12 protein-coding genes and 1 rRNA gene are annotated in these 12,907 nt (G+C 77.0%); 3 read left to right on the top strand and 10 right to left on the bottom strand.

All coding sequences use genetic code 11. The features are described from left to right. Window positions 1-71: 71 nt before the first annotated feature. Both NH342_RS18530 and steA read right to left on the bottom strand, forming a co-directional pair. Window positions 72-1,049, bottom strand: a complete 978-nt coding sequence (locus NH342_RS18530; RefSeq protein WP_253017065.1) for a copper transporter — start codon at window positions 1,047-1,049, stop codon at window positions 72-74. Then, the gene (steA, locus tag NH342_RS18525) at window positions 1,046-2,230 is read right to left on the bottom strand and encodes a putative cytokinetic ring protein SteA (RefSeq protein WP_253017063.1); all 1,185 of its coding nucleotides are present in this window, start codon (window positions 2,228-2,230) and stop codon (window positions 1,046-1,048) included. Before steA ends, NH342_RS18530 begins: the two co-directional genes overlap by 4 nt. A 176-nt stretch (window positions 2,231-2,406) precedes the next feature. Here steA and NH342_RS18520 point away from each other — a divergent pair, with 176 nt between their 5' ends. Further along, on the top strand, window positions 2,407-3,312 hold the full coding sequence (locus tag NH342_RS18520) for a TetR/AcrR family transcriptional regulator (RefSeq protein WP_253017061.1): 906 nt from the start codon (window positions 2,407-2,409) through the stop codon (window positions 3,310-3,312). Here the strand turns inward: NH342_RS18520 and recN are convergent. Genes recN through NH342_RS18500 form a run of 4 tightly spaced genes read right to left on the bottom strand, consistent with a single transcriptional unit; the run spans window position 3,309 to window position 7,167 of the window. Then, entirely contained in the window at window positions 3,309-5,093 is a 1,785-nt protein-coding gene (gene recN / locus NH342_RS18515; protein WP_253017059.1) for a DNA repair protein RecN, read from the bottom strand. The two genes, NH342_RS18520 and recN, sit on opposite strands and share 4 nt — an antisense overlap. After that, window positions 5,080-6,117, bottom strand: a complete 1,038-nt coding sequence (locus NH342_RS18510) for an NAD kinase (RefSeq protein ID WP_253017039.1) — start codon at window positions 6,115-6,117, stop codon at window positions 5,080-5,082. Before NH342_RS18510 ends, recN begins: the two co-directional genes overlap by 14 nt. Continuing rightward, entirely contained in the window at window positions 6,114-6,911 is a 798-nt protein-coding gene (locus NH342_RS18505) for a TlyA family RNA methyltransferase (protein ID WP_253017067.1), read from the bottom strand. Before NH342_RS18505 ends, NH342_RS18510 begins: the two co-directional genes overlap by 4 nt. A gap of 28 nt (window positions 6,912-6,939) precedes the next feature. Then, on the bottom strand, window positions 6,940-7,167 hold the full coding sequence (locus tag NH342_RS18500) for a hypothetical protein (RefSeq protein WP_253017037.1): 228 nt from the start codon (window positions 7,165-7,167) through the stop codon (window positions 6,940-6,942). 185 nt (window positions 7,168-7,352) lie between these two features. Between NH342_RS18500 and NH342_RS18495 the strand changes: the two genes are divergently transcribed. Beyond that, a complete protein-coding gene (locus tag NH342_RS18495) occupies window positions 7,353-7,691 on the top strand; it encodes a sterol-binding protein (RefSeq protein ID WP_253017035.1) in 339 nt (112 codons plus the stop codon). A 19-nt stretch (window positions 7,692-7,710) separates the two neighbouring features. Here NH342_RS18495 and NH342_RS18490 read toward each other — a convergent pair whose 3' ends face one another. Next, window positions 7,711-8,799, bottom strand: a complete 1,089-nt coding sequence (locus tag NH342_RS18490; protein WP_253017033.1) for an HAD-IIA family hydrolase — start codon at window positions 8,797-8,799, stop codon at window positions 7,711-7,713. A gap of 60 nt (window positions 8,800-8,859) precedes the next feature. On the opposite strand from NH342_RS18490, the gene NH342_RS18485 reads away from it, so the two are divergent. Beyond that, a complete protein-coding gene (locus NH342_RS18485; protein ID WP_253017031.1) occupies window positions 8,860-10,122 on the top strand; it encodes a DUF1015 domain-containing protein in 1,263 nt (420 codons plus the stop codon). A gap of 5 nt (window positions 10,123-10,127) precedes the next feature. On the opposite strand, the gene NH342_RS18480 is transcribed toward NH342_RS18485, so the two are convergent. From NH342_RS18480 to rrf, 3 genes are all read right to left on the bottom strand, one after another. Continuing rightward, complete coding sequence (locus NH342_RS18480) at window positions 10,128-10,493, bottom strand: single-stranded DNA-binding protein (protein WP_253017029.1); 366 nt, start codon at window positions 10,491-10,493, stop codon at window positions 10,128-10,130. Window positions 10,494-10,577: 84 nt separating this feature from the next. Further along, a complete protein-coding gene (locus tag NH342_RS18475) occupies window positions 10,578-11,660 on the bottom strand; it encodes a M48 family metallopeptidase (RefSeq protein WP_253017027.1) in 1,083 nt (360 codons plus the stop codon). Window positions 11,661-12,787: 1,127 nt separating this feature from the next. Next, window positions 12,788-12,904 (bottom strand): 5S ribosomal RNA (gene rrf / locus NH342_RS18470). Window positions 12,905-12,907: the final 3 nt, after the last annotated feature.

Below are 12,907 nucleotides of genomic sequence, written 5' to 3'. Positions count from 1 at the left end.
CGACCGGGCGGCGGCGAGCCCGGCGGAGGTGAGCGCGGCGCCGGCCGCGGCCAGCGCGAGCCGGCCGGCCATCAGCCCCCCGCCCCCGCCACCGTCGGGATGGGCGGCACCAGCTGGGCGTCCTGGCCGGTGCCGTACTTGCCGGAGGTGCCCTCGCCCTCGGCGGACAGCGCCAGGACGGTGCTGATCCGGCCCTCGGGGGCGTTGGCGTTGTCGACGGTGGAGACCGCGGCCGAGGCCGTGGGGTCGGCCCTGATGGTGGCGACCAGCCCGCCGTCGGCGGCCGCACCGGCGTCGCCGGAGACGACCGCGCCCGACCCCTGCTCGTCCAGCGCGGTGACCAGGTCGACCAGGACGGCGTTGCGCTGGGCGGCGTCGTCGCCGGTCAGCGACCCCGAGGTCAGGAAGACGGCGTGGTCAGCGGCGGTGACGCTGGAGCTCTCCTGGCTGAGGACCCCCAGCGCGGACAACCCGGCCAGGACCTGCGACGTCGCGGTGGTCTCGGGGACGACCCGCTCGCCGCCGTCGGTCGCGGGCTGGACCATCAGCACCTGGGCCAGCAGGCTGCCCACGAGCACCCCGGTGTCGCCGGACTCCTCGGGCAGGGTCACCCCCGGGGGCAGCGCGCCGGGACCGGTGACGTAGCTCTGCAGGCTGTCCTGGCTGGCCGGGTCGCTGTAGGCCGGGGTGAGCCGGAGGACGCCGCTGACGGTGGCGCCGGCGTCCCCGACCAGGGCGGTGATCTCGTCGACGGCCGGGGCGCTGACGTCCTCGTTGCCGATGACCAGCAGGACCGAGCGGCCGGTCAGGGTGCCCGCGACCAGGGCGGGGCCGACCTCCTCGGCGAAGCCGCCGGTGGCGTCGAGCTGGGCCTGCAGGCCCTGGTTGGTGTCCTCGAGCCCCCGCTTGTCCTCCTGCAGGCCGCTGACCTGGTTCTGCAGGTTGTCCAGCAGGCCGCCGTTGAGCGCGGTGGTGCCGATGACGACGCCCAGCGCGATGGCCAGGAACACCGCGATCAGGGAGACGAGGTGGTAGCGGAAGTCGATCACGAGAAGAGGTTCTCCAACCAGAACACGAGGCTGTCCCACTGGTCGACGAGCAGGTCGACGTAGATGCGGCCCGCGGTCGAGACGGCCAGCGCGGTGCCGATCGAGATGAGCGCCGCCAGCACCAGGAGGACGAGGGCGATGGTCGAGATGCGGCTGCGGTAGAGCCGGCTGACGCCCTTGGCGTCGACCAGCTTGCCACCCAGCCGCAGCCGGGTGAGGAACGTGGAGGCCATGCCGCCGCGGCCCTTGTCCAGGAACTCGACGAGGGTGGCGTGGGTGCCGACGGCGACGATGAGGGTGGCGCCCTTCTCGTCGGCCAGCAGCATCGCGATGTCCTCGCTGGTGGCCGCCGCCGGGAAGGTGATCGCGTCGACGCCGAGGTCGAGCACGCGCTGCAGGCCCGGGGCGCGGCCGTCGGCGTAGGCGTGCACGACGACCTCGGCGCCGCAGCGCAGCACGTCGTCGGACACCGAGTCCATGTCGCCGATGATCATGTCCGGCTGGTAGCCGGCCTCGATGAGGGCGTCGGCCCCGCCGTCCACGCCGATGAGCACCGGGCGGTAGTCGCGGACGTAGGACCGCAGCGCTGCCAGGTCCTCCTTGTAGTCGTAGCCGCGGACGACCACCAGCACGTGCCGGCCCTCGAGGTCGGTGCGGACGTCGGGCACGCCGACGCCGTCGAGCAGGAGCGCGCGCTCCTTCTTCATGTACTCCATCGTGTTGGCCGCGAACGCCTCGAGCTGGGTGGACAACCCGGCCCGGGCCTCGGCCATCGCGGCGGCGATGGTCTCCTCGGTCTGCTCGGTGCCCGACGCGACCTCGGTGTCGCCGACGTAGACGGTGCCGCCCTCCACCCGGGCCCGGGCGCCCTCCTCGACGGCGGCGAACACCTCGCGGCCGACGCCGTCGACCAGGGGGATGCCGGCCGCGGCGAGGATGCCGGGGCCGAGGTTCGGGTAGCGGCCCGAGGTGCTGGCCGCCGCGTTGACCACGGCGGCGACCTTGCAGGCGACCAGCGAGTCCGCGCTGACCCGGTCGAGGTCGACGTGGTCGATGACGGCGATGTCGCCGGGCCGCAACCGCTTGGTCAGGTTCTTGGTGCGGCGGTCCAGGCGGACGGTCCCGCTGACCCCGGGGGCGGTGTCGTCGACGCGGGAGCGCCGCAGGGAACCGATGCGCATGGCCGCGATCGTCGCACGACGGTCCGACAGGGTCCCGGCCCGACGCGCTCCGGGCCACCGGTGAGAGGCAGTCGTCCGGTCACGCAGAGTGGCCGACACCGCGGTCCGGCGACACGCCGGGACGGCCTCCGGCACCCCGGCGGGAGGGCCCGCGACCGCCCTCTAGCGTGGCTCGGGTGACTGGTGGGGCCCGGGCGGGTCGAGCTGCGGCGGCTGTCCCGACGACCACCCCGGACGGCGTCCCCGGTGCAGTCACCGCACCGGACCGGCCCGAGGACGTGGTGGCCGAGCAGGCCCGCGCGGACGCCGCCGACGAGGTCGGCCGGACGCTGGCCGACCGTCCCGCCGAACCCGGGCCCGAGCCCGCCGCTCCGGAGCCCGCCGCACCGGAGAACGCGGCCTCGGCGCCCCGGGCACCGCGGCGTCGCAAGCGGGGGGTCAACCTGCGGGAGCTGCGCCGCCAGCAGACCCGGGAGGCCATCGTCGACGCCGCGGCGGCGCTGTTCGCCGAGCGAGGCTTCGACCACGTCAGCGTGCTGGAGATCGCCCAGCGTGCCGGCGTGGTGGAGAAGACCGTGTTCAACCACTTCCCGGTCAAGGAGGGCCTGGTCTTCGAGGCCGACCCGCCGATGCAGGCCGCGCTGCTGGACGCGGTGCGCCGCCGTCCGGCCGGCGAGTCGGTCGCCGCGGCCGCCGGGACGTTCATCGTCACCGCGTGCAGCCGGCTGGGGGACCCGGCCGCGGCCCCGGCGGTCGCGGAGATGGCCCGGGTCATCCGGGGATCGCGCACCCTGCAGGTGCGGGAGCGGGAGATCCTCGGCCAGCTCACCGACGCCCTCGCCGAGCAGATCACCCTGGAGACCGGGGCGGCAGCCGGCGAGCTGGAGCCGTGGCTGGCCGCGCACGCGGTGCTGGGGCTGTACCAGGCGTTGCTGGAGCTGGCCCGCGACCGGGTGCTGTCACCCACCCCGGCCGCCGGCGACCCCGCGGTGGACCTGGCCGACGAGCTGCGCGCCGCCGGCGAGCGCGGGCTGGCGCTGCTGCAGTTCGGCCTGGCCAGCTACGCCAAGCGCAGGACCTAGCCGCTCCGGGCCATCTGCAACAGCTCGCGGGCGTGGGCCTGGCCGGTGTCGCTGTCGGTGAGGCCCGACAGCATCCGTGCCAGCTCCCGCACCCGGTCCTCCCCCCGCACGGCCCGGATGTCGGTCGCGGTGACCCCGGCGGCGGTGTCGGCGGACTTGTCGACGACCAGGTGCGTGTCGGCGAAGGCCGCGACCTGGGCCAGGTGGGTGACGACGACGACCTGGTGCTCGCGCGCCAACCGCGCCAGCCGGCGGCCGATCTCCCCCGCGGCCTGACCACCGACGCCGGCGTCCACCTCGTCGAACACCATGACCGGCACCGGGTCGGCCCCGGCGAAGACCACCTCGATGGCCAGCATCACCCGGGACAGCTCACCGCCGGAGGCGCCCTTGTGCACCGGGCGGGCAGGGGCGCCGGGGTGGGCGGCCAGCAGCAGCGCGACCTCGTCGGCACCCTCGGGGCCGGGGTGCTCGGGGTCGGTCTCCACGGCGAAGGACACCCGGGCAGCGGCCATGGCCAGCCCGGCCAGTTCCCGGCCGACGTCGGCGGCGAACCCGTCCGCGGCGGCCGTCCGCCCGGCGGTGACCTGTGCGGACAGCGCCCGCAGCTCCTCGCGGGCGGCGTCGCGCTCGGCCTGCAGCCGCTCCAGCGCCTCGTCGGAGACGTCCAGGCGGCCCAGCCGCTCCTCGGCGTCGAGGGCCCAGGCCAGCACCCCGGCCACCCCGCTGCCGGCGTCGGCGTAGCCGCGCACCAGCGTGGTGATCGCCGCGCGGCGGTCCATGACCTCGGCCAGCCGCGCGGGGTCGGCGTCCAGGTCGGCGACGTAGCCGGCCAGCTCGACGCCGATGTCGGCGACCACCGCGCCGACGTCGGCCAGCCGGTCGGCCAGCGCGCGCAGCTGGGGGTCCCCGGCCGCGGCCAGTGCCCGCTGCCCGGCGCCCAGGGCGGTGACGGCGTCCTGCGGCAGGTCGTCGGCGCCGCCCAGGTCCCCGGTGGTGTCCCCGACGAGCGCCAGCCGCGCCTCGTCGGCCGCGGCCCGCAGGGCGTCGGCGTCCCCGAGCCGGGCGGCCAGGGCGTCGAGCTGGGTGTCCTCGTCGGGCTCGGGCGCGACCGCGGCGATCTCCTCCAGGCCGCGGCGCAGCACCTCGGCGGTCTGCGCGAGCTCACGGGTCTGGGTGCGGCGACGTTCCAGGTCCTCGGCCAGCTGCCGCCAGCGGGCGTGGGCCTGGCGGTGCCGCTCCACGAGCTCGAGCTGGGCCGCTCCGGCGTAGCGGTCCAGGGCGCGGCGCTGCTCGGCGGGGCGGGTCAGCCGGAGCTGGTCGGTCTGGCCGTGCAGCGCCAGCAGGTCCTCGGCCAGCTCGGACACGACGCCGACCGGCACGCTGCGCCCACCCAGGTGCGCGCGGGAGCGGCCCTCGGCGTTCACCGTGCGGGCGAGGATGAGGGTTCCGTCCTCGTCCGGCTCGGCGCCGGCGTCGGCGGCCCGGGCCCAGACCGGGGAGTCCGCGGGCAGCGCCAGCCGGCCCTCGACGCCCGCGCGGCCGGCGGCCCGCACGCGACCCGGGTCGGCGCGCCCGCCGAACAGCAGGCTCAGACCGGTGACCACCATGGTCTTGCCGGCGCCGGTCTCGCCGGTGACGACCGTCAACCCGGGGTCGAGGTCGAGGGTCACGTCGTCGATGGCGCCGAGACCGTGGATGTGCAGCTCGGTCAGCGCCCCGTTGCGGGGCGGGCGGCCGGCCGGGGCCGCGGGCGGGGTGCGGGCCTCACGCCTGGCCATCGGCACCCCCGGCCTGCTCCCGGTCGGCGGTGTCCTCGCGCAGCAGCACGTTGCGGCCACGGGTCAGTTCGTGACCGGGGCCGGCGTGCCCGCGGGCGGCCCGGAAGCCGCGCACGGGCAGCCCGAACTTGGCGACCAGCCGGTCGCCGAAGCTGCGCGGCTGCACCCGGGCGATGCGCACCGGCCGGTCCGAGCGGCGCACGTCGACCCGGCCGCCGACCGGGATCTCGACGGTCCGCCGGCCGTCGGCCGACACCCGTGCCCGGGTGCCGTCGGCCGGGACGCCGACGGTGAGCACCGACTGCGGCGAGGTGACCAGCGGCCGGGCGAACAGCGCGTGCGCGTTGGTCGGCACCACCAGGATGGCCTCGACGTCGGGCCACACCACCGGGCCGCCGGCGGAGAAGGCGTACGCCGTGGAGCCGGTGGGGGTGGCGGCCAGCACGCCGTCGCAGCCGAAGCTGGTCAGCGGTCGCCCGTCGATGGCCAGCACGACGTCCAGCACCCGGGAGCGCTCGAGCTTCTCGATCGATGCCTCGTTGAGCGCCCAGGTCCCCCCCACCCGCTCCCCCGCGGCGTCGAACACGTCGACCTCGAGGGTGAGCCGCTCCTCGACCGAGTACTGGCACTGCTCGATGGCCGTGAGGGTCTCCTCGACGGTCTCGGGCTCGGTCTCGGCCAGGAACCCGACCTTGCCGAGGTTGACCCCGGTGAGGGCGGCGTCGGTCGCCCGGGCCAGCTCGGCCGCGCGCAGGAACGTGCCGTCACCGCCCATCACGATGACCACCTCGGCGCCCTCGGCGGCGCCCGGTCCGAAGGGCACCACCTCGGCACCCTCGATGCCGAGGTCGACCGCCTCGTCCTCGAGCAACCGGACGACGAGGCCGGCGCGGGACAGCCGCTGGGCCGAGGACCGGGCCAGCTCGATGATGTCGGCCCGGCCGGTGTGCACGGCCAGCAGCACGCGCCGGACGCCGTCGACCGGGGTGCAGGCGGTGCTGTCGGCTGGCTCGGTGATGGTCACTGGGGGCCTTCCTGGACTGCTCGGTCGATGGCTGCGGGGTCCGGCGCGGGGGCGTCGGCGCGCAGGTGGAGGAAGAACTCGACGTTGCCCGCCGGACCTGGCAGCGGGCTGGCCACGACGCCCGCGGTGCCCCACCCGGCGTCGGCAGCGGCCCGGGCCACGGCGAGCACGGCGTCGGCCCGGTGCCCGAGGTCGCGGACCACCCCGCCGGCGCCGAGCCGCTCCCGGCCGACCTCGAACTGCGGTTTGACCATCGGCAGCAGCTCGCCCGCCGGGTCGGTGCAGGCCAGCAGCGCGGGCAGCACGAGCCGCAGGGAGATGAAGGACAGGTCGGCGACCACCAGGTCGACCGGGCCGCCGATGTCCTCGGGCACCAGTGCGCGCACGTTGGTCCGTTCGTGGACGGCCACCCGGTCGTCGGTGCGCAGCGACCAGGCGAGCTCGCCGTAGCCGACGTCGACGGCCACCACCTCGCGAGCCCCCCGGGCCAGGCAGACCTCGGTGAAGCCGCCGGTGGAGGCGCCGGCGTCCAGCACCCGCCGGCCGGCCGGGTCGACGCCGAGGGCGTCGAGGGCACCGATGAGCTTGTGCGCCCCGCGGGACACCCACGACGGCGCACCGGGGTCGGACCTGACGACGACCGGGGTGCCGGCCTCGACGGCGGTGGCGGGCTTGGTGGCGGTCTGCCCGGCGACGGTCACCCGGCCCTCGGCGATGAGGGACTGGGCGTGCTCCCGGGAGCGGGCCAGCGAGCGCCGGACGAGCTCGGCGTCCAGCCGGGCGCGGCGGGCCATCAGCACCGCCCCGGGGGTGGGCAGCGGGTCACAGCTGGTCGACGGTGGCGAGCAACCGGTGCAGCCGCTCGTGCTCGGCCGCCAGCACGTCGGCGTGCTCGGCCACCGGCAACCGGGCCAGCCGGGCGGCGAGGTCGTCCCGGGCGTCCTCCCGGGCGTTGTCCGGGCCCCCGTCCGCGGCCGGGGTGGCTGCCGAGGCCGTCCGGGCGGCAGGCCGCAGCCACGCCCCCGGGCGGGGTGCCTCCGGGGTGGTCACAGGGGACACCTCCTCCGGCCGTCGCGCGCTGCCGGCCGAGCGCCGGGCGCATCCGCGAGGTTACCGGCCTGGGCCGCGGCCGCAGCCGGGCCCGCTGGCCCCACCGGGACCCCGCCGGTGCCGGTCCAGGGGCGCGGTAGCGTGCCCGCGACCGCGCACCCGACGCCCCCCGGAGGCAGCCCACCGTGGCCACGCTCGAGCAGTGCATGACCGCCCTGGAGGGCTTCGTCGGTGACCTGGCGGCCAACCCGGCACTGGCCGGGCTGGACCGCTCGGTGTCCTGCCGGCTCACCGACCTGGGCCAGGTCGTGCAGGGCCGGCTGGTGAACGGCAGCGCGCAGGGCATGGCCGCGGTGCCCGACGGGCCCGGGGTGCCCAAGGCCGACATCCGGATCACCACGGCCAGCGACGACCTGCTCGCGCTGACCTCCGGCGAGCTGGGTTTCGGCTCGGCCTGGGCGTCGGGCCGGGTCAGGCTCGAGGCCGGTCTGCGCGACATGCTGCGGCTGCGCGCCCTGCTCTGAGCCGGCCGGCCCCCGGCGGTCACCGCTCCGCCAGGCCCCACCGGCCCAGCGCCTCCCGGGCGGCGTCGTCGGCCGCCCGGGCCTGCGCGCGGGCGCCCCGGTCGACGGTGGCGGCCCAGTGCGCGACGCACAGCGCCCGCAGGCCGTCCAGCCCGTCGTCGTCCGCACCCTGGCCGGCCGCGTCGTCGTGCCGCAGCTCCAGACCGTCCGACCCGCCGGTCGCCGTCCAGGCACCGCACCGCCAGCCACCCTCGGCCTGGGTGACCTCGGGGTGGGGGCGGTCGAGACCGCCGACGTCCTGGGCCAGCAGGTCGGGCCGGGCGTCCGGGCCGGCCGCGAGCAGGTCGGCCGGCGTCGTGACGCCGGACAGCACCAGCAGCGTCGGGGCGCCGGCCCGGCGGCCGCCCTCGATGTCGGTGTCGAGCCGGTCGCCGACCACCAGGGGGCTCTCCGCCCCCGTGCGCCGCACGCACTCGGCGTGCATGGCCGGGTCGGGCTTGCCGGTCACCAGGGGCTGCTGCCCGGTGACCGTGCTGACCACCCCGACCAGGGCGCCGTTGCCGGGCAGCACCCCGCGGGGCGAGGGGATGGTCGCGTCGGTGTTGGTGGCCACGTGGGTGGCTCCCCCGCGCACGGCGACGACGGCCTCGGCGAGCTGGGTCCAGCCGACGTCGCGGCCGTATCCCTGCACGACGGCGACCGGGTCGTCCTCGGCGTGCTCCACGACCCGCAGGCCGGCCTCCTGCAGGGCGGCCGCCACCCCGGGCCCGCCCACCGGCAGCACGGCGGCCCCGTCCCCGAAGCGCTGCGCGACGACGGTGGCGGCGGCCTGCGAGCTGGTGATGACGTCGCCGGCCTCTGCCGGGATGCCCAGCTCGATCAGGTGCGCGGCCACTTCCTGCGGCGTGCGGGCGGCGTTGTTGGTGACGAAGCCCAACCGCATGCCCGCCGCCCGCGCCCGCTCCAGCGCGGGCGCCGCACCGGGGACCGCGTCGGGACCGACGTAGAGGACGCCGTCGAGGTCGAGGAGGGCGACGTCGTACCGGGTGTTCGGTGGCTGCGCGGCACCGACGGCGAGCGGGGGCTGCGAGGGGTGCTCGGAGGTCACCGGGGAATCCGACCACAGCGGCCCGACCGCCGCCCGTCCCCGGCCTCCTACCATCGCCGGGTGCCCCCGCTGAGCCCCGACGACCCCGGGCTGCAGGTGCACCCGTTCCGCTCGCTGACCTACGCGGCACGCTCGCCCGAACAGCTGTCGCGGGTGAGCTCGCCCGCCTACGACCTCGTGACGGCAGCCGGCCGGGAGCGGCTCGCCGCCGCGGACCCGCACAACGTGGTGCGGCTGATCCTGCCCGACGTGGAGCCCCGGCCCGGCGAGCCGACCGCCGACCGGGCCCGGCGGTCGGCCGCGCTGGCCGCCACCACCCTCGCGTCGTGGCGGGCGCAGGGCGTGCTGGCCGAGGACGACGCACCCGCCCTGTGGTGCTACCGGATGGTGGACCCGGCAGGACCGGGGACGACCGGCTGGCTCGGCGCGGTGGAGCTCCCGCCGCCGGGGTCGGCGGCGGTGCTGCCGCACGAGGACGTCTTCGCTCCCGCGGTCGAGGGCCGCCGCCTGTTGCTGGCGGCGACGCACACCGACCTCGAGCCCATCGTGCTGGCCCACGACGCCGACGTCGAGGTCACCAGCGCCACCGCTGCGGTGCTGCGCCGCCCGGCCGACCTGCTGGTCGTGGACGCCGACGGGGTGCGGCACGAGCTGCGCCGCGTGACGGGGCCGGAGGTGGCCCAGGTCGTGGACGGGCTGGCCCGCACCCGTGCGGTGATCGCCGACGGTCACCACCGCTTCGCGGCCGCCCGCGCGCACGCCGCCGGCCGCCCGGGCCGGGTGCTGGCCCTGCTGACGCCGATGGGCCCGGGTGGGCTGCGGGTGCAGGCCATCCACCGCGTCGTGCCCGCTCTGGACCTCGACCTCGCCGCCCGGCTGGCTGCACGGGACTTCGCCGTCGCCCCGGTGGAGGGACCCGCCGAGCAGGTCGCCGCGGCGTGGGTGCGCGAGCCCGGTAGTGCCTGCTTCCTGGTCACCGACGGCCGGCGCACGGTGCGCCTGTCCGCGCCGGGCGCAGCTGCCCGGGCCCGCATCCCCGGTGAGGCGCCGGAGGCCTGGCGCTCCCTGGACGTCGTGCTGGCCCACCACGGCCTGCTGTCCGGGTCGTGGGGCCTGCCCGACGACCCGGCCTCGGTCCTCGTGGCCCACGACCTGGACGAGGCGTTCCGGTTGGCCCGGGAGACCGGCGGGGTGGCCCTGCTGCTGCGGTCCTCCTCCCCGGCCGACGTGGCCGCCGTCGCCCGCGCCGGGGCGCGGATGCCGCGCAAGTCCACCCTGTTCGTGCCCAAGCCACGCACCGGGTTGGTCTTCCGGCCGCACTGAGCCCGTCACCCGGCGTCGACCTCGGGTTCGGGGCGCCGTACGGGCACCCGGCACTTGCGCGCCCGCCGGCAGTCGACCTCGTGGGCGACCGCGTGGCCGGTGGGCGTGCGCCAGAACCGGCGGCGGAGCGACCCCTCCACCTCCAGCAGGTCACCGGGCTCCCAGCCCGACGACCGGGTGATCAGGCCCCGGGCGAAGCTGACGCAGGTGATCGTGTCCTGACGGGGTTCCCGGGGGCGGGGCGCCGGGCGGCGGACGGTCAGCCGGAACACCAGCAGGGTGTCGCCGCTGGGCAGCTCGCGCAGCTCGACGGGGGCGGCCAGCCTCCCCCGGAGGGCGACGTCGTTGCGGTCGATGACGGACAGGCTCATGCGGGCAGCGTCCGGTCCGCGCCGCCGCGCCACCAGGCCCGCCCAGGATCTGTGGACGGGCCCGGTCGCTGTGGACGACGGGGCTCAGGTCGTCGGTGGTTCGTGCTCCTCGCCGCGCTCCCCCGGGGCGGCGAACATCTCCGACCGGTCGGGGAGCGGGCCGCGCTGGGGCTGCACGGCCACGTCGGCGGTCTGCGGGTCGGAGAAGCCGGGCACCGGGATCTCCCCGAGCAGCTCGGCCACCTCCTCCTCGACGTCCTGCTCGTCCGGGTCGTACTCGGCCAGGTGGGCGTCGTCGGCGAGGCCGTCGGTGAACAGGTTCTCGCCTGCTGCGCCGTCGCCGCCGGCCTCGCCCTCCTGCGTGGGCGCGGCCGCGAGGTGGTCGGCGTCCGGGTCGTCGGCGTCGGCGACGGGCACTTCGGGGTCGTCCTCGGCGACGTCCACCTCGTCCGCGTCCGCGTCGTCGTCCGGTGCGTCGTCGTCCGGTGCGTCGTCCACGTCGTCGAAGCGGGCGGCCACGCCGGTCTCGTCGTCGGGGTCGGCGTCCATGATCGCCTCGAACCACTGCTGCGCGAGAGCCACGTCCCCACGGGTCTCCAGCAGGTCGGCGTAGGCCGTGGCGAGGCGCAGCCGGCCGGTGTCGCCGGTCCGCAGGTCCGCGGGGTCGGGTCGACCACCGAGGGCACCCTCGAGCACGAGTGCGGCCGCCGGCAGCTCACCGAGGTCCTGACGTGAACCGGCCTCCACCAGCCGGAGCTCGACGACCTCGTCCTCGTCGGCGCCGGCGGCAAGGGCCTCGGTGACCAGCTTGAGGGCGGCGTCGGGGCGGCCGAGAGCCCGCTCGCAGTCGGCGAGGACGGCGCGGTAGGACTCGTCGCCGCTCATCCGGCGGTAGGCGCGCAGCTCGCGGGCGGCCTCGGCGAAGTCACCCGCGTGGTAGGCGGCGACACCGACGGCCTCGCGCACGACGGCGATCCGCGAGGCACGTCCCCGGGCTGCCTGCGCGTGCAGCAGTGCCGCAGCGGGGTCCTCGTCGACCAGCCCACCAGCCGCGGCCAGGTGCTGACCCACGACCGCGGCGTTGCGCGACTCCAGCCCCTTCAGCGCGCGCCGCACGGACCCGTCGAGCTGCTTCGGGTCGGCCCACTCCGGGATCGGCGGACCCACGGGCCGCTCGTCCGCGGCGCGATCCGGTCGACCGGCTCGCTCCGGCCGGCCACGGTCGGGGCGACCACCACCGGCCGGGGAGCGGTCCTGCCACGGCCGGTTGCCGCGGTCGCGAGGGGCACCGGCCGGGCCATCCGTGCGCGGTCGGGCACCGGCGCCGTACCGCGGGGTCCACTCACCGCTGAGACGGGCGCGCTCACGTGCACCGGGCCGGTCGTCACCCGCGGGACCTGCGGGACGCCGGTCCTGCCAGGCAGGCCGTCCACCCGACCGCGGCCCAGCCGCCCCAGGTGCGGACCGCTGGCCGGTGGACGGCGGCCCCTCCGGACGCTGGCCGCGGGGACGGCGGTCCTGCCATCCGGCGCGCTCGCCCTGCCCTGCACCTCCGGCTGCGCCCCGCGTGCCGCCCTGCGAGCCGGTGCTGCCGGCCGGACGCCGGTTCTGCCAGCTGGGGCGGTCACCGCCACCGGGACGGTTCGCACCGCCGTCCTGCCAGCTGGGGCGGTCACCACCACCGGCGCGGCTGCCGCCCCGGTCCTGCCAGCTGGGGCGGTCACCGCCACCGGCGCGGCTGCCACCACGGTCCTGCCAGCTCGGCCGCTCCCCACCAGCGGGACGGCCCGCACCACGGTCCTGCCCACTGGGCAGGCTGCCGCCACGGTCCGGGCGCCCTGCGAAGCCGCCGCGAGCCGAGCCGGCTCCTCGCCGGTCGTCGCGACCAGCCCGAGGGCCACCGGTCCCCTGGCCGCCGCGTCCGCCCGCCGACGGACGGCGGTCCTGCCACCCCGGACTGTCACCGTCCCGGGAGCCACCGCCCGGACGACGGTCCTGCCACGCCGGGCCGTCCGCGGAGCCGCCCCGACCGTCGCTGCGCGGGGGCCGCGCCCCCGATCGTTCGTCACGTGACGCAGAACCACGCGGACCCTGGGCTCCCCCACCCCGACGATCGCCGGCGGGCCGGAAGGGCCGCCCGGATCCGCCGGGAGTCCGGCCCCGACCGCCTCGGTCGGAGCCGCCGGAGCCGCGTCGCGGGGAAGTCATGGTGGGCACCTCGTCGTGTTCGGTGAATGGGCCGGAAATGCGCCTAGGGGGCTACAGCGTGTGCTGTAGCCCCCTAGGTGAATGGTGTCCGGCGGTGTCCTACTCTCCCACCCGGTCCCCCGGGCAGTACCATCGGCGCTGAGAGGCTTAGCTTCCGGGTTCGGAATGAGACCGGGCGTTTCCCTCTCGCCATGACCGCCGTAACG

The sequence above is a fragment of the Klenkia sp. PcliD-1-E genome (assembly GCF_024124375.1).
Taxonomy (GTDB): domain Bacteria; phylum Actinomycetota; class Actinomycetes; order Mycobacteriales; family Geodermatophilaceae; genus Klenkia.
This window is presented reverse-complemented; position numbering and strand designations above follow the sequence as displayed.